Origin of the sequence: Zobellia galactanivorans (assembly GCF_000973105.1) — a bacterium.
In the GTDB taxonomy this organism is placed as follows: domain Bacteria; phylum Bacteroidota; class Bacteroidia; order Flavobacteriales; family Flavobacteriaceae; genus Zobellia; species Zobellia galactanivorans.
Window position 1 is genome coordinate 2,049,356 of the sequence record NC_015844.1, and the last position, 21,430, is coordinate 2,070,785.

At 39.1% G+C, this 21,430-nt stretch carries 20 protein-coding genes; all 20 read left to right on the forward strand.

Annotated features, from left to right (window positions below):
• The first annotated feature begins 2 nt into the window (after nt 1–2).
• On the forward strand, nt 3–869 hold the full coding sequence (locus ZOBGAL_RS08190) for a M23 family metallopeptidase (protein ID WP_013993090.1): 867 nt from the start codon (nt 3–5) through the stop codon (nt 867–869).
• A gap of 75 nt (nt 870–944) precedes the next feature.
• A complete protein-coding gene (locus ZOBGAL_RS08195) occupies nt 945–2,441 on the forward strand; it encodes a GH3 auxin-responsive promoter family protein (RefSeq protein WP_013993091.1) in 1,497 nt (498 codons plus the stop codon).
• Between the two features lie 155 nt (nt 2,442–2,596).
• Nucleotides 2,597–4,282 carry a DUF6909 family protein gene (locus ZOBGAL_RS08205; RefSeq protein WP_013993093.1) on the forward strand — a complete coding sequence of 562 codons (1,686 nt, stop codon included), beginning with the start codon at nt 2,597–2,599 and terminating at the stop codon, nt 4,280–4,282.
• A 3-nt stretch (nt 4,283–4,285) separates the two neighbouring features.
• Complete coding sequence (locus tag ZOBGAL_RS08210) at nt 4,286–5,293, forward strand: hypothetical protein (protein ID WP_013993094.1); 1,008 nt, start codon at nt 4,286–4,288, stop codon at nt 5,291–5,293.
• Nucleotides 5,294–5,303: 10 nt separating this feature from the next.
• The gene (gene rfbB, locus ZOBGAL_RS08215; RefSeq protein WP_013993095.1) at nt 5,304–6,326 is read left to right on the forward strand and encodes a dTDP-glucose 4,6-dehydratase; all 1,023 of its coding nucleotides are present in this window, start codon (nt 5,304–5,306) and stop codon (nt 6,324–6,326) included.
• Nucleotides 6,327–6,329: 3 nt separating this feature from the next.
• Nucleotides 6,330–7,184 (forward strand): glucose-1-phosphate thymidylyltransferase RfbA, encoded by an 855-nt coding sequence (gene rfbA / locus ZOBGAL_RS08220; protein ID WP_013993096.1) that lies wholly within the window; start codon nt 6,330–6,332, stop codon nt 7,182–7,184.
• Between the two features lie 18 nt (nt 7,185–7,202).
• Nucleotides 7,203–7,748 (forward strand): dTDP-4-dehydrorhamnose 3,5-epimerase, encoded by a 546-nt coding sequence (gene rfbC / locus ZOBGAL_RS08225; protein WP_013993097.1) that lies wholly within the window; start codon nt 7,203–7,205, stop codon nt 7,746–7,748.
• A complete protein-coding gene (rfbD, locus tag ZOBGAL_RS08230) occupies nt 7,745–8,521 on the forward strand; it encodes a dTDP-4-dehydrorhamnose reductase (RefSeq protein ID WP_013993098.1) in 777 nt (258 codons plus the stop codon). Before rfbC ends, rfbD begins: the two co-directional genes overlap by 4 nt.
• Nucleotides 8,522–8,539: 18 nt before the next feature.
• Entirely contained in the window at nt 8,540–9,121 is a 582-nt protein-coding gene (locus tag ZOBGAL_RS08235; protein ID WP_013993099.1) for an acyltransferase, read from the forward strand.
• Between the two features lie 20 nt (nt 9,122–9,141).
• Nucleotides 9,142–10,239 (forward strand): DegT/DnrJ/EryC1/StrS family aminotransferase, encoded by a 1,098-nt coding sequence (locus ZOBGAL_RS08240; protein WP_013993100.1) that lies wholly within the window; start codon nt 9,142–9,144, stop codon nt 10,237–10,239.
• On the forward strand, nt 10,236–11,174 hold the full coding sequence (locus ZOBGAL_RS08245) for a Gfo/Idh/MocA family protein (protein ID WP_013993101.1): 939 nt from the start codon (nt 10,236–10,238) through the stop codon (nt 11,172–11,174). Before ZOBGAL_RS08240 ends, ZOBGAL_RS08245 begins: the two co-directional genes overlap by 4 nt.
• Before the next feature lie 12 nt (nt 11,175–11,186).
• Nucleotides 11,187–12,236 carry a non-hydrolyzing UDP-N-acetylglucosamine 2-epimerase gene (wecB, locus tag ZOBGAL_RS08250; protein WP_013993102.1) on the forward strand — a complete coding sequence of 350 codons (1,050 nt, stop codon included), beginning with the start codon at nt 11,187–11,189 and terminating at the stop codon, nt 12,234–12,236.
• An 8-nt stretch (nt 12,237–12,244) separates the two neighbouring features.
• Complete coding sequence (locus ZOBGAL_RS08255; RefSeq protein ID WP_013993103.1) at nt 12,245–13,546, forward strand: oligosaccharide flippase family protein; 1,302 nt, start codon at nt 12,245–12,247, stop codon at nt 13,544–13,546.
• A complete protein-coding gene (locus ZOBGAL_RS08260) occupies nt 13,536–15,107 on the forward strand; it encodes an asparagine synthase C-terminal domain-containing protein (RefSeq protein WP_013993104.1) in 1,572 nt (523 codons plus the stop codon). The genes ZOBGAL_RS08255 and ZOBGAL_RS08260 overlap by 11 nt, the downstream gene beginning before the upstream one ends.
• A complete protein-coding gene (locus ZOBGAL_RS08265) occupies nt 15,107–15,664 on the forward strand; it encodes an acyltransferase (protein WP_013993105.1) in 558 nt (185 codons plus the stop codon). Before ZOBGAL_RS08260 ends, ZOBGAL_RS08265 begins: the two co-directional genes overlap by 1 nt.
• 83 nt (nt 15,665–15,747) lie before the next feature.
• Nucleotides 15,748–16,878 (forward strand): glycosyltransferase, encoded by a 1,131-nt coding sequence (locus ZOBGAL_RS08270; protein ID WP_013993106.1) that lies wholly within the window; start codon nt 15,748–15,750, stop codon nt 16,876–16,878.
• A gap of 66 nt (nt 16,879–16,944) precedes the next feature.
• Nucleotides 16,945–18,183, forward strand: a complete 1,239-nt coding sequence (locus ZOBGAL_RS08275) for an O-antigen ligase family protein (protein WP_013993107.1) — start codon at nt 16,945–16,947, stop codon at nt 18,181–18,183.
• Nucleotides 18,180–19,403 carry a hypothetical protein gene (locus tag ZOBGAL_RS08280; RefSeq protein ID WP_013993108.1) on the forward strand — a complete coding sequence of 408 codons (1,224 nt, stop codon included), beginning with the start codon at nt 18,180–18,182 and terminating at the stop codon, nt 19,401–19,403. The genes ZOBGAL_RS08275 and ZOBGAL_RS08280 overlap by 4 nt, the downstream gene beginning before the upstream one ends.
• Complete coding sequence (locus tag ZOBGAL_RS22655; RefSeq protein WP_013993109.1) at nt 19,390–20,187, forward strand: glycosyltransferase; 798 nt, start codon at nt 19,390–19,392, stop codon at nt 20,185–20,187. The genes ZOBGAL_RS08280 and ZOBGAL_RS22655 overlap by 14 nt, the downstream gene beginning before the upstream one ends.
• The gene (locus tag ZOBGAL_RS08290) at nt 20,184–21,428 is read left to right on the forward strand and encodes a hypothetical protein (RefSeq protein ID WP_013993110.1); all 1,245 of its coding nucleotides are present in this window, start codon (nt 20,184–20,186) and stop codon (nt 21,426–21,428) included. Before ZOBGAL_RS22655 ends, ZOBGAL_RS08290 begins: the two co-directional genes overlap by 4 nt.
• The last annotated feature ends 2 nt before the right edge of the window (nt 21,429–21,430 follow it).

A 21,430-nucleotide genomic window follows, 5' to 3' on the forward strand; every position in this document is an offset into this window, starting at 1 on the left:
TTATGGCGAAAAAAGTCAAAAAGAGAAAAGAAATCAAACGCAAGCTACTGCACAAGTACCGTTTGGTCATTCTTAATGAGTCTACCTTTGAAGAGAAAATCTCTTTCAAGCTGAGTCGCCTGAACGTTTTTGTTACGGGTTCGCTCTGTACCATTGGTCTTATCGCACTCACCACCCTGCTGATTGCCTTTACGCCGCTGCGGGAATATATACCGGGCTACTCGAGTACCAAACTTAAGAAACAGGCTACTGATCTGACCTATAAAACCGATTCTTTGGTGGCGTCCCTACATAATACGAATCGATATTTAGAGAGTATACGTATGGTCTTACGAGGGGATGTGGCATCACAGGAAGTGAATTTGGATTCATTGCGCGAACGTTTTAAAATTGACCCATCGAGTATAGACCTTACCCCAATAAAGGAAGATTCGCTATTAAGGGCCGAGGTGGCCCTGGAAGATAAATACAATTTGTTCGAGCGTAATGCCACAGGGGCCGAAATCGAACTATTTCCTCCCTTGAGCGGTGAAATATCAAACGCTTACGATCCCGAAAAACAACACTACGCGGTTGATGTAACGGCCCCTAAAGACACCCCTATAAAAGCAGTTGCCAACGGTACCGTAATTTTCTCCGAATGGACGGCCGATACAGGTTATGTCATTATTCTAGAGCATAAAGACGGACTCATAAGTGTTTACAAGCACAATGGTTCACTCAATAAAAGGCAAGGCGAAGTGGTCAGGGCCGGAGAAGTGATTGCCTCCGTAGGCAATACCGGCGAATTCACCACCGGACCTCATCTACACTTTGAATTATGGAGCAACGGTAATGCGGTAAACCCCTTAGACTACATAGATTTTTAAGCTTATACCCCTAATTAATTACGGAAGTGCCGTGGCCGATGTGCTCACCTAAACCTGGATATTTGATTCTTACATATGTCGATAAAATCACTTGCAGCAAAAATTTTCGCAAAACGCATCGCCAAGCAAACGGCGAAGTGGAGAGATAACCCTGTAGCGACCCAAGAAGCCGTCTTTCGTGAATTGATTCAAAAGGCGAAGCGTACCAAATTCGGTGTCGACCATGGTTTTGAGCACATAAAATCGCACGAAGATTTTAAGAAAAAGGTGCCCATACGTGATTATGAGGCCTTAAAACCTTATGTACAAGAAGTTGTAGAAGGCAAGGAAAATATCCTTTGGCCGGGCAAACCCATTTATTTTGCCAAAACCTCGGGAACGACTTCAGGGGCGAAATATATCCCCATTACCGATACTTCCATCAAACATCAGGTAAACGCATCGCGTAATGCCATTCTCAATTATATTGACGAAACCGGAAATGCCGATTTTGTTACCGGGAAGATGATTTTTTTACAAGGGAGTCCCGAACTGGATGAAAAAAACGGAATCAAATTGGGTCGGCTCTCAGGCATTTCGGCTCACTATGTGCCCAACTATCTCCAGAAAAACCGCCTCCCCAGTTGGGAGACCAATTGTATTGAAGATTGGGAGACCAAGGTAAATACCATTGTCGAAGAGACCATGAACGAAGATATGACCGTTATTGCGGGCATACCCTCTTGGGTTCAGATGTATTTTGAAAAGTTGGAAAGTAAGTCGGGACAGAAAATAGGGGACCTCTTCAAAAACTTTCAACTCTTTATTTACGGAGGGGTCAATTACGAACCGTATCGGGCCAAATTTGAAGGTTTGATCGGCAAAAAGGTAGATAGTATAGAGCTCTTTCCGGCAAGTGAAGGCTTCTTTGCCTATCAAGATGCCCAAAATGAAAAGGGGATGCTTTTGTTGTTGGATTCGGGAATATTCTATGAGTTTGTTAAGGCCGATGAATTCTTTGATGAGAATCCCGAACGGATTACCATCAAAGATGTAGAGCTGCACGTGAACTACGTGATGATTATTTCCACAGATGCCGGTCTTTGGGCCTATAACTTAGGGGATACCGTTCAGTTTATTTCTTTAAAGCCCTATAAAATCATTGTTTCTGGGCGAATCAAACATTTTATCTCGGCCTTTGGTGAACACGTAATCGCGAAAGAAGTGGAAGAAGCCATGCAATTGGCGGTGAACGAAACCGGGGCCAGTATAAACGAGTTTACGGTAGCACCCCAAATTACTCCCGAGGGCAATCAATTGCCCTATCACGAATGGTTGGTGGAATTTGAAAAGGAACCCACCGATATGGCGAAGTTCATAGAAATTCTAGATGTTTCCTTACAAAAGCAGAACAGTTATTATTTTGACCTGATCGATGGGAAAATCTTGCAGACCCTAAAGGTCACACCAATAAAGGAAGGCGGTTTCAACGCTTATATGAAATCGATTGGAAAACTGGGGGGGCAGAACAAGGTTCAACGTTTGGCCAACGACCGTAAAGTGGCGGATGGATTGGTTTCTTTCAAGAAATAATACGAAGAAGAATATTTTCTTTTTGGTAGGGCGCAATAGTTGCCATATTTTTAATCTTAAGAACAATTGAAGACGGATATCGAGCAAAGAAAAAACCAACATTTACCTTGTTCTCGATACCGGGAAAAATATTGTAATTTTGAACGAAATTAGTTATGGGAAATACAACTAACAATACGAGGGCTCAAGAATCTACAAATGCCATTGAACGCCTCTATATCACAATGCGCCATCTGTTCAACCGTGGTTTCTATAAACCTACGGGCGTATCGGGTGAATCGTTGAAAAACGCATTGCTGCAACTTCGACCTGAAATATACGGATCCATAGCTGAAGAAAAGGCCGAGTTGAGCGGACTCATTTATGTTCTTGAACGCTTGCCAAAGGGCATCGAACAATGCCGATTTATCAATTTGACCTCAGATGAAGGGTATAGCAAATCCCACTTTGTACCTATAGTACCTCCCAAACGGCGAAGAAATTGTTATCGTATCGATGACGAACAAATGAACATCGAAATTACCCGTGGACGCTCAGATATCTACGATATTTTGACCCACCTTACGTTTCTGTTCATTGAGTCGGAGAAAATCTGTAAAAGGGTGTTGATCGAAGATACCGATCGTACGATACGTGATTGGTCTAAATTGGAAGAGGCCGTCAATAAGGATGAACTTAGTTTGGCAGAAAGAGAGGTGGCCGTTATACATACCGCAAATATCTTAGGCCGCTCCTTCATTGAAATTATGGAGGTTCATGAGCAATTTGCCACCGAAGAACAACCCGATCGCTTTTTGGAAATTGTTTATTGGTTGGGCAAATTGGCCATAGAAGAAGAAATTACCGGTAATAAAAGGGCGATAACCTTCAGTTCGCTATTGCGCGAGCGTTTGGGCCACCATATCCACGGGGAACGTTGGGCGGACACCATTAAGGAAACCTTGCGAAAGAACGGACTCTTACATCGGCCGATTCATATCATCAGTGCGAATATGCACAGTGTAATGAATACCTTATTCGCCAAAAATGCCTTAAAAAAGGAATTTTCCGGAAAGGAATCCTTAAAAATCTATGAAGCCTTAAGCTCTTCCTTAAATGAAGAACTGAGAGCCAAGGTTACGGTAGTGGCCAAAAAGAACGGGATGATCGCTATTGATGATTTTTCAGGTACCAACATAGACGTACAGTTGTTCGATACGGCAAAAATGAGTGCGGACGCTTGTGGTTATGCTTTGCCCAAAGGGATAAAAGAAGAGGAAAAGCCGGTAATCTTTGTAATGGATTATGCCTTTGGCGAACAAGCCTATGAAACCATTGATGAACTCTTGAAGCCTTATAAGGAACCGGGCAAAGAACCGGTTTTTCTGAATGTAGCTTCTATTTCCGTGATGGGAAAGGCGGGTATTCTTGAAGGAGGAAAAGGAGATTTGATGATTCCTTCGGCCCATATCTTTGAAGGTACGGCAGACAATTATCCGTTCAAAAACGAACTGTGTGCCGACGATTTTAAAGGACACGGACTTAAGGTTTTTGAAGGTACCATGGTAACTGTTTTGGGTACTTCCCTTCAAAACAAGGATGTGCTCGAGTTTTTTCACCAAAGTACATGGAACGTGGTAGGCCTTGAAATGGAAGGGGTTCATTATCAAAAGGCCATACAATCAGCCTCCAAGATTCGTAAAAGCATACAGGATAATGTTAAAGTACGATATGCGTACTATGCCTCCGATAACCCATTGGAAACCGGAAGTACCTTGGCCTCGGGCGGCCTAGGAACTACAGGGGTAAAGCCTACCTATCTCATAACCGAGAAAATATTGGAACAAATTTTTAATTCATAATAGATGACCGATAACAAACCAAACAGTACTACTTCCTCTGATGAAATCGATTTGGGGCAGTTGCTCAAGATGATTGCGAATGGCTTTAACCGTGTGGGAATCGCTTTTTTACGTGTGTTTTTATACCTTAAGAGGAATGCACTCATATTAATCGGTCTGATTGTGCTGGGCGTGGTCATTAGTTTTGTATTGAGCATGCTGGGGAATGAAAAATTGAAATCGGAGACCATCGTAAGACCCAATTTTGACAGTACGGATTATGTGTACGATGCCATTGCGGAAATACAGTCCAACATTTACAGTCAAGACACGGCCTTCTTTCAAAAAATGGGGATTTCGGTACAAGACTTAAAAGGGTTTCGAATTGATATTCAACCTATTTCAGACCTAGAGGAGGCTAAGGAGAAGGAAGAGCAGGAACTGCGTTATCTGGAGCTTTTAGAGAGTTTTAAGGAGGAGAGCTTTGTCGTCGATATTGTACGTTCAGAACTTACCAAAAAGAGTATTTTGGCCCACCGTGTGACCTTTACGTATATCGATGCTGACAAGGGAACCGAAGCGGCCCGGAAAATATTGGATTATATTAACGGCAATGCCTATTATGATAAAGTTATAAAGACATTTAAGGAAAATGCTCAAATGCGGATCGACAAAAATACCGGGCTTATTGCTCAAATTGATCAGCTTTTGGAGAACTACTCCAAAACCTTATTGAGGGAGGGTTCCGAAAAGGCAAATGGTTCGGTTTATATGGAAAACGAAAGTGCCTTGAACATAGCTTCCCTATTGACCCTAAAGAACGATTTTTTAAAGGAAATAGAGGAAAAGAAAGCGGAACTTACGAATCAAGGAGAAATCCTTAGTATTATCAACATGGGAAACCCCCAAGTCTTTAAAAAGCCTTTTTTTAACGATAAGTTCTTCTTGGTGCCTATGGCCTTGGTGGTTTTGTTTTTTGTGATATCCTTTATTCGGTTCTTGAACAGGAGAGCTAAAGAGTTGCAGTTATAGAAAAGCAAAAATGCCTAATAGAACAATTCTTATAACAGGTGGGGCGGGTTTCATAGGAAGCAACTTCATTCCGTTTTTCTTGGAGGAACATCGCAATGTTTCCATCGTGAACCTTGACAAACTTACCTATGCGGGAAACCTTGACCATCTCGAAGAAGTTAGAAATAACGAACGGTATAAGTTTGTTCAGGGCGATATTTGCGATGCCGGTTTGGTGGGGTCAATTTTTAACAACGACCGCATTACGGATGTTATTCACTTTGCGGCAGAGTCTCATGTAGACAATTCAATAGAAGGCCCCGAGGCATTTATTAGGACCAATATCAACGGAACCTTTACCTTGCTGGAAGCTGCGCGGAAACATTGGCTGGATAAGGCGAATCGTGCGAAGGCCGGTTTTGAAACCTCGCGTTTTCACCATATTTCTACGGATGAGGTCTATGGTAGTTTAGGGGAATCGGGATTTTTTGATGAAAATACCGCATACGCCCCCAATAGTCCTTATAGCGCTTCGAAGGCGGCTTCCGATTTTTTGGTGAGAAGTTATTTTCATACCTATGGACTTAATGTGGTTACCAGCAATTGTTCTAATAATTACGGGCCTAAACAGCACGATGAAAAATTGATTCCGACCATTATCCGAAAGGCCTTGGTGGGAGAGGAAATCCCCATTTATGGAGATGGGAAGAATGTTAGGGATTGGTTATATGTACTGGACCACTGTACGGGTATAAATGCCGCCTTTACCCAAGGGAAAGCAGGAGAAACCTATGTTATTGGAGGGAATAATGAACACAACAATATTTTCATTGCCCAAAAAATATGTGCTATTTTAGACGAAGTACATCCGAGGCAGGGAGGAAGCTATAAGGAACAGATAACCTTTGTTAAAGATCGTTTGGGACATGATTTCAGATATGCCATAGATGCGACCAAGATTAAGACGGAACTCGATTGGAGACCGAAATCGGATTTTGATTCCGGACTTCGGGAGACGGTTTCGTGGTATATAAACAAATATCAGAAGGTTTAGCGTATGAAGGGTATCATTTTAGCAGGAGGGTCAGGAACGCGCTTACATCCCCTTACATTGGCCGTAAGCAAGCAGCTTATGCCCATTTACGACAAGCCGATGATATATTACCCATTGGCCACCCTTTTGTCCGCAGGTATTCAAGAAATTTTGATCATAACGACCCCACAGGATATTGGCCTTTTTCAAAAATTATTGGGAGACGGAAGCCAATTGGGCTGTGATTTTCAATATGCCGTACAAGAGAACCCGAACGGATTGGCAGAAGCTTTCATTATAGGAGCTGATTTTATAGGGAACGATAAAGTTGCCCTTATTTTAGGCGATAATATTTTTTATGGCTCTGGCCTTGCAAAGTTACTCCAGGCGAACAACGACCCTGATGGTGGTATTATTTATGGCTATCACGTACAAGACCCGAAGCGCTACGGTGTAGTGGAGTTTGATAAGGACGGAAAGGCAATTTCCATAGAGGAAAAACCCCAGAACCCTAAATCTAATTATGCGGTTCCAGGCATCTACTTCTACGATAATGAGGTATTGGAAATAGCAAAGCGCATTAAACCCAGCCCTAGGGGCGAATTGGAAATTACCGATATCAATAAAGAGTATCTCGCTAAGGAAAAATTGACGGTGAGTATCTTAGATCGCGGTACGGCCTGGTTAGATACCGGAACCTTCAGTTCCCTTATGCAGGCCTCGCAATTTGTTGAGGTAATTGAAGAGCGTCAGGGGCTAAAGGTGGGAGCCATTGAAGAGGTGGCCTATACGATGGGATATATTTCTCGGGAACAACTACATAAATTGGCCAAACCGCTGGTAAAAAGTGGTTACGGCAGCTATTTGTTAGAGTTATAATCGACGGAAAACCGCAATATGAAAATAACGGAAACCAGCTTAAAAGGCTGTTTTATAATACAACCGAGATTATTTAGAGATGAGAGAGGTCTCTTTTTTGAATCGTATCAACAGAAAAAATTCGAAAGCGCTATCGGGAAAGAAGTCCAATTTGTCCAAGATAATATCTCGGTATCGAAAAAAGGAGTACTTAGAGGGCTTCATTTGCAGACAGGGCTTCATGCCCAGGCCAAATTGGTGCAGGTAGCCCATGGGGAAGTATTGGATGTGGTAGTCGACTTAAGGCCTGAAAGTCCTACTTTCGGACAGCATTTTAAGCAAATATTGTCAAGTGAAAATAGAACCTCTATTTTTATACCAAAAGGTATGGCCCATGGTTTTTTGACCTTGAGCGAAGAGGCCACCTTTATGTATAAGTGCGATGCTTTTTACAACTTGGCTTCCGAAAGTGGTATAATCTATAATGACGAGGATTTAAAAATTGATTGGGAGGGCCCGGTAGAGTCGCCCATTATTTCTGAAAAAGACAAGTTACTTCCTACCTTTAAAGAATTTTTTCAATGAAGTCCGTACTCGTTACCGGGGCCAAGGGGCAGTTGGGGAAAAGTATTCAGAAAATCGCTTCTGACTACCCACAATTACACTTTACATTCGCTGATTCCAAAGATTTAGATATTACGGATCCAAAATCCATTGCGGAAAAACTTTCGAATAAGGCCTTTAGCCATTGTATCAATTGTGCTGCCTATACCAATGTAGAAAACTCTGAAAAAGAGCCTGAGAAGGCGTTTAAAGTCAATTCACAGGGCGTTAGGAACTTGGCGTTGCTTTGTCAAGAACAACAAACGGTACTGATCCATATTTCAACGGACTATGTTTTTGACGGGGAGAAAGGTTCTCCATACTTGGTGACCGATACAACGAATCCCATCAATGTCTATGGGGCATCTAAGTTGGAAGGGGAACAGCATATTCAAAATTTGATGAGTGCCTATTTTATTGTAAGAACGTCTTGGCTCTATTCGGAGTATGGAAAAAACTTCTATAAGACGATTCTTCAAAAAGCCAAAGAAGGAGCTGATCTTAGTGTGACCGATGAGCAGGTCGGTTGCCCGACCCATGCAGAAAATTTGGCCAGATATGTATTGGATTTAGTCGTAGAAGACCGTGAAACTTATGGCATTCACCATTTTACGGATGAAGAAAGTTTAAGTTGGTACGGTTTCGCACAAAAAATACTAAGTGAAAATAATCTGGCGGATAAGGTGCGGCTTGAGAAAGCGAAGAATTATCGTACTTTTGCTAGAAGGCCTAAGTATAGTGTCTTAAAAAAATAATAGAATAAATTTCCCAATATGTCTACCCCTACATTTTTTGCCCATGAAACCGCCGTTGTCGATGAAGGTTGTACCATTGGAGAAGGTACTAAAATATGGCACTTTTCCCACATCATGTCCGATTGCAAAATAGGGGAAAGGTGTAATATTGGGCAGAACGTCGTAGTCTCGCCCCAGGTAGTGCTCGGTAACAATGTTAAAGTTCAAAACAATGTATCGATATACACGGGCGTTATCTGTGAGGATGATGTTTTTCTAGGGCCATCCATGGTCTTTACGAATATCATCAATCCTAGAAGTGCCATTATCCGTCGCGATAGTTATCAGGAGACACTCGTAAAGGAAGGAGCTTCGGTCGGTGCCAATGCTACCATTGTCTGTGGCAATGCCTTAGGAAGGTTTTGTCTTATTGGTGCCGGTGCGGTAGTGACCAAGGAAGTACCCGATTATGCGCTTATTGTCGGAAACCCCGGGAGGCAGATAGGTTGGGTAAGCGAGTACGGCCACCGTCTAAAATTTAACGAGGACCATTTGGCCATATGCCCAGAAAGTGGACAAGAATACAAGTTAGAGGGCAATAGTGTAATACGAATAAAATAATACTAAATCATAGACCCTATATGAAAATCGATTTTGCCAACCTGACCAAGGCGTATGACGAACATAGCGCCGAATTTGAGCAGGTATCTTTAGATGTGATGTCATCGGCCAGGTATATTTTGGGCAAGGAAACGGAAGAGCTTGAAACATCTTTGCGAGAATATGTAAAAAGCGATTATGCTTTAGGGGTCTCATCGGGCACCGATGCGTTGTTATTAAGTATGATGGCATTGGGCATACGAGGAGGGGATGAAGTCATAACCACGCCTTTTACCTTTATAGCTACGGCCGAGACCATTGCCTGTTTGGGAGCAAAACCGGTTTTTGTCGATATAGATGAAGAAACCTTCAATATAGACGTTTCTCAAATCGAGAAAGCCATAACCGACAAGACCAAGGCTATTATGCCGGTATCGCTATATGGGCAAATGGCCGATATGGACGAAATCAACGCCATTGCTGCTAAACATAACTTGGTGGTGATCGAGGATGCCGCACAGAGCTTTGGGGCCCTTTACAAGGGAAAACGAAGTTGTTCGGCCTCAACCATTGGCTGTACCAGTTTCTTTCCCGCAAAACCATTGGGATGCTTTGGTGACGGGGGAGCGGTCTTTACACAAGACCGGGAGCTTTACGAGAAAATGAAAGCGATGCGCGTACACGGACAGGTAAAGCGCTATACCCACAAATATATCGGTATGGGCGGACGATTGGACAACCTTCAGGCCGCTATCCTGAACGTAAAGCTTCGACATTACGGGAAAGATATTGAAAGAAGGCAGCAGGTTGCCAAGCAATACACCGAATTGCTCAAGGGCCATGTATTGACACCGAGCATAAAAGAAGACCGAACTTCGGTCTGGGCACAGTATACCATTAGAATCAAAAACCGGGAAGAACTCCAGTCTAAACTGAAGGAAGCTGGTATTCCTACCGCGGTACACTATCCGATACCCATGCATTTACAAGAATGTTTTGCTTATTTAGAACACAAAAAGGGTGATTTTCCCATTAGCGAGACTTGTGCTTCAGAGGTCATGAGCCTTCCCATGAATCCGTATTTAACCACCGACGAAATAGAATATATAACATCAAACATAATAAACTCTTTTAGATGAAAAACTTCGCACTAATTGGCGCAGCAGGCTATATAGCGCCCAGGCACATGAAAGCCATTAAGGATACAGGAAACAACTTACTTACGGCTTTCGATAAAGGCGATAGTGTGGGAGTAATCGATTCTTATTTTCCCAATGCGGACTTTTTCGTCGAATTCGAGCGTTTTGATCGCCATATAGAAAAGTTGAAATATGAAAAGGATACTTACTTAGACTATGTAAGTATCTGTTCGCCCAATTATCTTCATGATGCGCATATTCGGTTCGCATTGCGTAGTGGTGCCGATGCCATTTGTGAAAAACCCTTGGTACTCAACCCTTGGAATGTAGATAAGTTGCAGCATGTTGAGGAAAAGACGGGCAAGAAAATATACAACATTTTACAGTTAAGGGTACACCCCAGTATTATTGCCTTGAGGGAGAAAGTAAAGAACGCCAAGAAGGATACAAAATTTGAAGTAGACCTTACCTATCTTACCTCTAGGGGACACTGGTACCATACCTCATGGAAAGGAGACAAGACAAAGTCAGGGGGTATAGCTACCAACATAGGGGTGCATTTTTATGACATGCTCTCTTGGATATTCGGAGATGTACAGCAAAATATCGTACACGTGCACGAAAACGACCGTGCTGCGGGTTATTTGGAGTTCGAGAACGCCAGGGTAAAATGGTTTCTTTCGATCAGTTCAAAGTACTTGCCGAAAGAAATTAAGGAAAAAGGGCAGACTACCTTTAGGTCTATTACCATAAATGGCGAGGAATTGGAATTTAGCGGCGGTTTTACGGACCTTCACACCATGGTGTATAAAGATATACTCGCGGGCAAGGGTTATGGCGTAGATGCGGCCCGAACGGCTATTGAGATTGTTCATGATATTCGAAACTCGAAGCCTGTGGGTTTGAAGGGGGAGTATCACAGTTTTTTGAAATAGTAAATAAATTTTATGAAAATAGTAGCCATAATTGGAGCGAGGCCCCAGTTTATCAAACATTTTCCATTTGAACTGGCCTGTAAGGGGAAGGTTGAACTGGTAACGATTCATACGGGGCAACATTATGATGCAAATATGAGTGAGGTTTTTTTCAATCAACTGAAAATGACCCAGCCCGATTATACGCTACATGTTGGAAGTGGTGCCCACGGTGAGCAAACGGGGAAGATGATGATCGAGATAGAAAAAATCATAGAAGAGACGAAGCCAAATGGGGTGGTTGTTTATGGCGATACCAATTCAACTCTAGCTGGTGCATTGGTGGCATCAAAAATGCATATTCCTTTGTTTCATATCGAAGCGGGTTTGAGAAGCTTTAATAAAAAAATGCCCGAAGAGGTGAATCGCGTGCTTACCGATCATATTTCAGACTTACTGTTCGTACCTAGTGCTATTTCTGTACAGAACCTTGAAAACGAAGGGGTTCGAAAAGGAGTACATGTAGTTGGGGATATAATGAAGGATTTAGTGCAATATGTAACCCAAAACGATTTATTGAGGGAGCATGTTCCAAAAGAAAGGAACTTTTATTATGCAACCATACATAGGCCCTATAACACCGATGAAAAAGATCGACTAAAACATGTGTTGGACGTTCTTGAACAACTGGATAAAAAAGTTGTTTTTTCACTTCATCCAAGAACGAAAAACTTGGCTTCCAGCTATGGTTTAAATCTAGAAGACTATACCAACATCAATTTTATAGAACCACAATCCTATTTCTCCAACCTGGGGTACCTTCAAAACTCGGATGGTCTTATTACAGATAGTGGGGGCATGCAAAAAGAAGCTTTTTGGCTCAAAAAGAAATGCGTGACCATACGAAAAGAGACAGAGTGGAGGGAAACCTTGGAAGACAACGCAAATGTTCTTGTATTTACGGATTTGTTGAAAATTAAAGAAGAATTGCAAAAACTCCCGAAAAAATGGGATGAAACCTTGTACGGTGATGGCGCTAGTGGATCAAAAATGATTGATAAGATTATTCAATTTTTGCAATAAACCGGAGCTTGGGAAAAATTAAAACAATAATTAAAGGTTTAATTTCTTCTGCCTTTTTTAAAAATACCCTTAAAATGAGTTTGGGAGTTGTTGTATCACAACTCCTGAACCTCATTTATATTCCCATATTTGCTAGAATTTTTGCTCAAGAAGCGTATGCTCTGCAAGGCAATTTTTTGTCAATTCTGAACATTGTATTTGTCGTTGCGTCTATGGGGCTATCCTCCGCAATGGCCGTTCCGAAAAAGCAAAAAGAAGTCGATAAAATACTTAGGGTGGTTTTATTGTGCGCCTTGTGTATAAGTTTAGTTATTATGATATTCTTAGGGCTGTCATATTTGCTTCAACTAAACTTAGGGCTTCTTATTTTTAAAGTTGATGGCTATTTAATTTCTTTGCTATTTCCTATAGCTCTTTTTTCTAGAACTGTGATGTTTGTTTATGAAACACGTATTTCTCTCTTGGGAAATTTCAAGCTATTATCTCTCACGAAAATATTTAGTTCCTTGGCCTATGGAATAACAACTTATATCGCATATAGTTTATTTAAAACACATGATTTAAGCTTGATTATAGGAAATACTATTTCTTTTGGCCTAATAGCATTATTACTATTTAGGTTTTACAAAGTTGACTTCTTGCGGTTAAAATTGAGTGAGATAAAAAGTGTCTTTAATAGGTATCAAAAATTCATTTATTTTTCGATGCCTAATATGTTAATGAATGCTATATCTAGTGCTCTACCGATAATTTTGCTCTTGGAGTTTTACGGTGAGGAGATCGCGGGAGAATACAGCATGGCGATTAAAATCGTAGCAATGCCCGTGTCTTTTATAATTGCTTCTTTAAGATCGGTATATATAAACAAGTTGGCAAAAACGTATCAAGATTCAAGAGATAGATTCTACCATGTAACAAAGAAAATAATGGTATACTCCCATACGGCGTCGGCCTTTATTTTTTTCTTTTTATTTGTTCTCTCTCCATATTTGATTCCTATGTTTCTAGGAGATAATTGGAACTCAACTTATAAGTATGTTCAATTATTGTGTCCTTGGTACTTTTTGTTAATAGGTAATTCTCCTCTTTCTGTAATTTTTGATATTGTAGAGAAACAAAAGGAGAACTTTTTTAGAGAAATTTTTCTGCTATTGTTTAGAGTTTTGGCAATTGTTTTAAGTTATGTTTTCGGACTTGATGGTTTTTCTTGTATCGTCAACTTTGTAATAGTTAGTGTAATCTTTAATATCTTTCTATCTTGGATGATATTATTTTATTCAAAAAAAGTCACAACGATAAATGTCACTTAAAATTGATTTAGTATACAATTTAACCTATGAATGGCAGACCTCCGCTCGCGGTAATGTACACGTCAAAGGGTATGTTTTTACTAAGGAGGGTAGGCTTCTCAGAGGAATCGATTTCTTGAATTATTGTTCTGAAGTAACAGACGAAAATTCTTTAAGGGAAAAGATTTTTTCTTGTACAGGTACTTATACTATTATCTTACATGTAGGAGACGATCTTTTTATTGTGACTGATGCCGTCCGGACGTTTCCGGTATTTTATACTCAAGAAGAGAATACCTTTCATGTTTCCGATTCATGTGAAGTTTTGAAAAAGAAATATGGAAGTGGTATTGATACTCGGGCGGAAGGGGAATTTTTGGGTTTTGGGTATTGTATAAGAGAGAAAACTCTTCTAAAAAATGTTTTTCAAGTGCAAGCGGGTGAGTTTTTGAAATATTCTGTATCCGATAAAAAACTTGAGAAAACATTTTACACAGACTACTTAACAAAAGAGGTTTTTTTAGCTCCCACTTTTTCCGAGCTTCAAAGTACCTTAGTAAATATTTTGGAAAAGCTTGTCGATAGGATGATGTTGTATATAGGCAAGAAACAAGTGGTTTTACCCTTAAGCGGAGGATACGATTCTAGGTTAATAGCATGTTTGTTAAAAAGCAGGGGGGTTGAAAATGTAATTTGTTTTACATACGGTGCACAATACAGCCCGGAAGTTTTAATTAGTAAGAAAGTAGCAAAGGAACTTGGCTACAAATGGCACTTTATCGAATACACACAAGAGGTTATCCCAAAGGATTATACAAGTTCCCTTGCATTTGAACGCTATCATTCTTATGCGGCCAATTACTCTTCAGTATTTTTGTTGCAAGACTTTTTTGCGATTAAGGAACTGAAAGAAAAGAATATAATTTCAGAAGACAGTATAATCATCCCAGGGCATTCTGGGGATTTTCTGGCAGGAAGCCACTTGTCTAAATTTGATGAAAACAATAAGGATAGGAGTAAAACAATAGAGCGAATTTTTGCGAAACATTGTATACTTGACAGAAAAACAAAATTAACGCCGTCTCACTTAAATTACATAAAGAATGTAGATTGTAATTATGAATATGCGGTCGACGATAATTGGGGATTAAAAGAACGACAAGCCAAATTTATTGTAAATTCTGTTAGAGTTTATGAATATTTCGGTTTTGAACACTATTTGCCTTTATGGGATAGAAGTCTCGAAGAATTTTTTAAGTCGGTACCTGTTAATTATAAGATAAATACTGTACTTTATAATCAAACTATTTTTGAAAAATACTTCAACCTATTCAATGTTTCATTTTATAAAGTAGAGAAGAATAAAACTAGCTTGAAAACTAAAGCTAAGAATATTTTGAGACGTTTGGTACCAGCTGAAGCTGTAGGGGTTTTAAAAGAGGTGCGCCGAAAGGATATAAATAGAACGAACTTGGTAAAACGCCCATTATTATTGGAAATGAAGAAAGAAGACCGTTCTTCGGATAAAATCAATAGCGTTATTTCAGCATGGTATATCAATAAAATTAAAACTATTGATTAATGAAGCGCAAGTTGATACAGGTTCTTATTGTAATCTTAAAACCTATTATATTTTTATTTTTTAAAAAGAAATTTTTGAAAGGGCGATATTTTGAAAATAATGTAACCGGTTGGAAGTGGGCGATACAAGCTATGTGGAGGCAAAAAATTCTAAGATTCAATAAATCGGTGCCTTGGCCAATGAACCATACTTCAACGCTTTCAAACTGGAGAAATATAGATTTCCATGTAGACGATTTGAATAATTTTCAATCACCAGGCTGCTATTTTCAAAATTTTTCGGCCAAAATTATTTTAGGAAAAGGCTGCTATATCGCTCCTAACGTTGGCCTGATAACAACGAACCACGATTTAAACGATTTAGACAAGCATTTAGAAGGTAAGGATATTGTTTTAGGTAAAAAGTGTTGGATAGGTATGAATGCCGTTTTATTGCCAGGTGTCCACCTTGGAGATCATACCGTTGTAGGAGCGGGTTCTGTTGTTACAAAAAGCTTCCCTCAGGGACGTTTGGTCATAGCGGGGAACCCTGCGAAGATTATTAAATCAATTGAGTGAAAACCTAGCCCAAATTCCCTTAATGGGGTATTAAGGTAATTCAAGTCCTAATCCAAAAGTGCCTACTTCTAAAACCGTTCAATATGAAAATTGCTTATTTCGCTCAAATTAACCTTTATAAAAACAATGGGGTTATCAATAAAATTAGAAATCAAGTTGAAGCTTGGCAGTCAATGGGACATGAAGTAAAGCTAATTATAATGACAGGGGATAGTGAAGTAGACCTAGATAGCACCTCGTTTTCTTCATTGGCTAAAAGCGGCATGGTAAAACTGTTCAAGGTTAAGAGTTTAGGCTTGCTTCCTACGGATGTTATTGGTGATTGGTTAGGCTTACCTTCATCTTTTAAAAAAGCACGCAAGGTCCTTGATGATTATCATCCTGATGTAGTTTATGCTAGATACAGTATGTTTCAACCTTTTTACCGTAGGATTGGCGAAAAATTTAAGCTCATAGTTGAAATTAACACAGATCTTGCATCGGAGTACTATCTGATACGAAAAGAAAACCTTAAAAGGTATCTTAGGTTTCTATATTTTAAGTGCACAGACTCTTTATTTTTAAAAAGTGTTTCAGGTGTAGTTGCTGTGACCACTGAAATCGCCCAAAAATATAAAGGCCTACCCGTGGCAGTGGTGCCGAACTCTCTAAAAGTATCTAATTATGAATTGAGTGAAGTTCCTGTCGGATCAAAAAAAACCAGTATTGTTTTTTTGGGCACCCCTGGCATGGCATGGCATGGCATTGATATATTAAGGGATCTAGCAAAAGAGCTCCCTCATGTTGATTTTAATCTAATAGGTTATAAGGAAGGGGATGTGAAAGATGTTTCCCCAAATGTAATTTTACACGGCTTTTTAGACAAGGAAGAGTACCTTAAGATTATATTGAAGTCAACGGCAGCAATAGGAACGTTGGCCCTTAACAGAAAAAAAATGGAAGAGGCTTGCCCTTTAAAGGTTAGGGAATATATGGCTTGTTGTCTACCGCTGATCCTCCCTTATAAGGATACGGCATTTGAAATTAGTGGCTACCCGGAATGGGTTTTGAATGTTGATTTTCAGAATTATTCGATAGCCGAGAATGCGTCGAAAATAGAAAAGTTCTTAATGCAGTGTGCCACATTTGATATTAAGCAAGAAGATGTTCTACAATATATAGATGTGTCTTTTCTCGAGAAAAGAAGACTTGATTTTTTCTTAAAAACAAAATAGTAAAATATTGATTTTTTGCGTCATTACGCTCTTCGTCAAAGTAATTAATTAGAATAGACCTTCTTTTTGAAAACGGAACTTAAAAAATACTATACACCAGGATTAAGGAAGGGATTCGTTCGTTTATTCGTATTTCTGTATGTGCTATCCATATTTTTATTGGAGCGAACCTTAGTGCCCAATAGAATAGCCCTTGGGGGAATGCTGCTTTTTTCAATATTTGATTATGTTTCACAAAAAAGAGATGTTTCTTTTAAGGCATCCTCTTTTCTTCTGCAGTTTTTATTTGTTTTGCCGTTACTTTTTTTTCTTGTTAACTATTGTAGCGGCCAAGTAGTAGTTCTTAATATTATTGTTCCCTTATTTTTCTTCATATTTGGTTCAAAGAGTTTCTCCGAAAATAGAACGATTCACTTTTTGTACGAATCGTTGAATGTTATTATCGCAATTGTATTTGTATTATGCTTAGGGGATGTTATTTTGGACTTAAGCCATAATGTTCCTAAATATTGGTGGAATTTGTTTGTCCACCGGTCCTTGGTATCTGTTTTGAACCTTCACCCAAGTTATGTTTCAATGCTCGTTTTGGTTGCCATTAATGGAAATTTAGAGCGATTGTATAGGAGCATATTGGAGAATAAAGTTAGTGGGCTGTCATTAGCGGTATTTGCTTTGAACCTCACTTTTCTTGTGCTGTTATCATCTAAGATGGCATATTTAATTTTAGTTGTTTTATTCGTTCTATTTGTAGTTAGGCTAATTGTAGCGAATAAATTGAAATGGGTTGGAGGTATTTTATTTGTGTTTGTTGTTCTGATATCCGTGTTGTACCATACCTTACCGTCAATTAAAGATAGGATTACCGTAGATTATCGCACCTTTGCTTCTAAAAATTTTGTTTTAGACAATAACAGTCCCGCTTCTGAGCGAATTCATATTTGGCGTACCAGTATTACGCTTATTGAAGAGAACCCTTTTGGCCGTTTCTGTATGGACACCAAAGAACAAATATGGTCTCGACTTGATAAAACGAACAAGGAAGAATTAGTCGAAAAAAACGCACACAATAATTTTCTCGAGTTCGGTCTGCGATACGGAGTATTGGGGATAATTGTCTTGTTTTTATTCGTTCTAGTTTGTTTTTATTTCTTTATTAAATACAAAGATTTCCTTTTCTTGGGCGTACTTTTAATCTTTCTGTTATTTTCCCTGACCGAAAGCACCTTAGTTCGGGAAATGGGGGTAATATATATGGCATTTATTTTTCAACTGCATTTGTTGAATTTGAAAAAACCGGTTAGATGATTGAATTAGATAAGGTTTTCGCTTTAGATGCTCTGGGATTGCTCTTGATGGGGGTATATTCCTGTTTCTTGTTTGCACTGTTTTTTGTTTTGCTAAAAAGAGAAAAACTTAATTCCCTTGTCGTTTGTATATTGGTTATGGCTTCTTTTTTGTGGCCCCTTTTTTTCTTCATTGTAAATGAGGTGGTAAATTTCAAATCAACCCCACCTGATAGCGTGGTATACGCAAGTATAATACAAGATTTTGGCACTTATTTCAATTTTTACTCGTTTGGTGTAAAAGGGTATTCTATCCTTAATTTCCTTCAGTATCAACTTTGTTTTAAAAGGCCCTTTGTTTTTGTTGTCTTTAACATTTTCTATTATCAGGTTGCCGTTCTATTTGTTTATAAGGCATTTAAGACCTTTCTTGTTTACCACAACAAAATAGTGGATAAGCGAAAGTTTTATGCTATACTTGTCGTTTTGTCTTCGTTTTATCCAATCACAGTCATTATTAATGCCAGTATTTTACGGGAGTCTATGGCTCTTATGTTCTTGGCTATATTTAGTTATTTGTTGATTAGATATATCGTAACCCAAAAAGGCACGATGCTAATGGCCCTTTTTGTTTTAACCCTTGTTTTTGTAACTAGGCCACTAACTGGGGTGTGTTCGGTAATCGCCCTTTTCTTGGGGTATTGTTATAAGAACAAACTCTATTCCTTAAAGAACTTTATTTGGTTGGCCGTAATAATTGTAATTGTGAATTTTAGTATAAAGACAGTGGTTTCAAATTTATACCAGTTGGACTTTAATATGGCTTGGCTTATATCTTATCGTGACGCTTCCAATGCAAGGTTTGGAACGGAAGGCTATTCTACGATGAACTGGTCAGGACCTTTTGACTACGTTAAGAATGTTATGTTTTTAGTTTTACAATATTTACTGTCTCCTCTACCTATTTTGGTTTCCCCAACGGTAACCATGAATAAATTAATTCCATTAATTGATTCATTCTATATTATTTTTGTGCTAATTACACCGATTCTGCTGTTTTATAAAAAATATATGAAGGGTTGGTTATTGCTGTTTTTGATTTTCTTAGTTGTTCCGGCTTTATTTGAAACAAATATTTCCGGAGCTTATAGACATAGAATTAGTGCTGTTTTTTTTCTGATTCCTCTTGTCTCTTACATTATGGTCAATATCAAATTAAATAAGCTCTATGTCAGAGACTAAAATTACAATCTTGGTATCAACGGTTGACGGTGGAATATTACGGAACGACACCCTTTTAAACATGCCTCTTTCAACTAGTTTGAATATGGTAATCGTAAATCAAATGATAAAGAACGATGTGCCGTTATCTATTCAGAGAGATCACTGTAAAATCATAAACAGTAAGACAAAAGGATTGTCCGTCAGTAGGAATTTGGCATTGAACGAGGTTAGGTCCGGGTATGCAATCGTAGCTGACGATGATGTGGTATATGTTGATGGATTTGAAGAAAGAATAAGACAGGCTTTTCAAAAGTTCAAAAAGCGAGCTATACTTACATTTAGGATCGAAACACCCGAGGGCGGATTTTTCAAGGATTATGCTAGTGAAGCTTTTGAGCATAATGCAAGGAGTCTTCTAAAGGTTTCGTCGATTGATATGGTGTTGAATGTTAGTGAGTTGAATTCTGACGTAAAATTTGATGAACAGTTCGGTCTGGGTGCCAAGTATAATACGGGTGAGAACAATATCTTTCTTTTCGACGCTCATAGAAAAGGACTGCTAATGGGGTATGTTCCCGAAACAATCGTAATTCACCCTTTTGAAAATTCCGGACGAGTGCTAAATGCAGGACACCTTTTTGCAAAGGGAGCGGTATTTAGAAGGATGTTTGGTTTAAAAGGATTAGCGATAATTATTGTTTTTTGTATTAAGAAAAGAAAAGAAATGAAGGATTCTGGGCTCAACTTTATGAATGGTATTTCTTCAGGAATTAAAGGCTTTTTTAAATATAGAAATAAATGAATAAGTTCGAGAAGGTCGTTTACAATACGGTTAAGAAATTTCCATTTTTGAAATCATTTGTTCGTGATGTCTATCAGGGCATAATGGTTATGGTCTCTCCTCCTAAAAGCAAGAAAGTAACAGACAATAATGTTATTGAGCGAGAAGGCTTTTTTTTTGGATTTCATGATAAAATTCCATGGTCTTATGACAATTCTAAGCTTTTGGCACACCGAATCAAAAATGTAAATTCAATCAATAGTGAAGGGGAAATTGAAATTGGGTATTTCCATGAAGATTTAGAAACGTTCGAGCCATTAGGGGTAACCTCATCTTGGAATTGGCAACAGGGAAGTATGTTGCAGTGGGTAAATAGTGAAGAGATTATTTTTAATGTTTGGGACGGAAAGGGCAATGGAGCTAGAATAATTGATTTGACGGGAAAGGTTATCAGAAACCTTAACTATCCGGTTAGCGTAGTTTCCAATTGTGGACAGTTTGCCCTTTCATTTTCATTCAATCGACTTGGTGTTGGAATGCCGGGATATGGGTATGAACATGTAGACAGGGGTGAAGACGTTTCTATTCAGGAACCTGAGGATAGTGGAATCTACCTTTATGATTACAAAGGGGACACCTTTAAGATGTTATTTTCTGTAAAGACTATTGCCAATTATAAGAGGGAAGAATCAATGGATGGAGCGTATCACTTTTTGACCCACACACAATTTTCACCAGATTCAAAAAGATTTTTATTTCTACATAGGTGGCAAGAAGGTTCTAGTAAAAGGGTTAATACCAGGCTACTGACAAGTGATTTGGAAGGGAAAGACCTTTATCTCCTCAATAGCAATGGGATGGTCTCTCACTTAACGTGGTTTGGGGGGAATAAGATTTTAGCCTATGCTTCAACAAAAAAATATGGTGATGCTTACACTATTTTTACGGATAAGTCGGAAGATGTTGCGATTCTAAATCCTGATGAATTTAACTCAGATGGTCACCCTCAGTTTTGTAATAATAACGGGTTGATAGTATCTGACACCTATCCTAACAGGTCCAGGATGCAACAATTATTTCTCTTGGATGTCGCTGAGCAAGAGAAAAAAGTGTTAGGCTCCTTTTTTTCGCCATTAAAATATAAGGAAACCTACAGGTGTGATTTGCATCCAAGATGGGATAGATTGGGGAATATGATCTGTTTTGATTCTGTCCATACCGGTGTAAGGTCAATTTGTGTGATGAAGCTGAAGGGGGAATAATT

Excerpts from the sequence above, each read along its gene's own strand:
- ZOBGAL_RS08210 (WP_013993094.1), top strand. The coding sequence starts at position 4,286 with ATGACCGATAACAAACCAAACAGTACTACTTCCTCTGATGAAATCGAT.
- ZOBGAL_RS08260 (WP_013993104.1), top strand. The coding sequence starts at position 13,536 with ATGTCACTTAAAATTGATTTAGTATACAATTTAACCTATGAATGGCAG.
- rfbD (WP_013993098.1), top strand. The coding sequence starts at position 7,745 with ATGAAGTCCGTACTCGTTACCGGGGCCAAGGGGCAGTTGGGGAAAAGT.
- ZOBGAL_RS08270 (WP_013993106.1), top strand. The coding sequence starts at position 15,748 with ATGAAAATTGCTTATTTCGCTCAAATTAACCTTTATAAAAACAATGGG.
- ZOBGAL_RS08240 (WP_013993100.1), top strand. The coding sequence starts at position 9,142 with ATGAAAATCGATTTTGCCAACCTGACCAAGGCGTATGACGAACATAGC.
- ZOBGAL_RS08265 (WP_013993105.1), top strand. The coding sequence starts at position 15,107 with ATGAAGCGCAAGTTGATACAGGTTCTTATTGTAATCTTAAAACCTATT.
- rfbC (WP_013993097.1), top strand. The coding sequence starts at position 7,203 with ATGAAAATAACGGAAACCAGCTTAAAAGGCTGTTTTATAATACAACCG.
- ZOBGAL_RS08195 (WP_013993091.1), top strand. The coding sequence starts at position 945 with ATGTCGATAAAATCACTTGCAGCAAAAATTTTCGCAAAACGCATCGCC.
- ZOBGAL_RS08205 (WP_013993093.1), top strand. The coding sequence starts at position 2,597 with ATGGGAAATACAACTAACAATACGAGGGCTCAAGAATCTACAAATGCC.
- ZOBGAL_RS08290 (WP_013993110.1), top strand. The coding sequence starts at position 20,184 with ATGAATAAGTTCGAGAAGGTCGTTTACAATACGGTTAAGAAATTTCCA.
- rfbB (WP_013993095.1), top strand. The coding sequence starts at position 5,304 with ATGCCTAATAGAACAATTCTTATAACAGGTGGGGCGGGTTTCATAGGA.
- ZOBGAL_RS08280 (WP_013993108.1), top strand. The coding sequence starts at position 18,180 with ATGATTGAATTAGATAAGGTTTTCGCTTTAGATGCTCTGGGATTGCTC.
- ZOBGAL_RS08235 (WP_013993099.1), top strand. The coding sequence starts at position 8,540 with ATGTCTACCCCTACATTTTTTGCCCATGAAACCGCCGTTGTCGATGAA.
- ZOBGAL_RS22655 (WP_013993109.1), top strand. The coding sequence starts at position 19,390 with ATGTCAGAGACTAAAATTACAATCTTGGTATCAACGGTTGACGGTGGA.
- rfbA (WP_013993096.1), top strand. The coding sequence starts at position 6,330 with ATGAAGGGTATCATTTTAGCAGGAGGGTCAGGAACGCGCTTACATCCC.
- wecB (WP_013993102.1), top strand. The coding sequence starts at position 11,187 with ATGAAAATAGTAGCCATAATTGGAGCGAGGCCCCAGTTTATCAAACAT.
- ZOBGAL_RS08190 (WP_013993090.1), top strand. The coding sequence starts at position 3 with ATGGCGAAAAAAGTCAAAAAGAGAAAAGAAATCAAACGCAAGCTACTG.
- ZOBGAL_RS08245 (WP_013993101.1), top strand. The coding sequence starts at position 10,236 with ATGAAAAACTTCGCACTAATTGGCGCAGCAGGCTATATAGCGCCCAGG.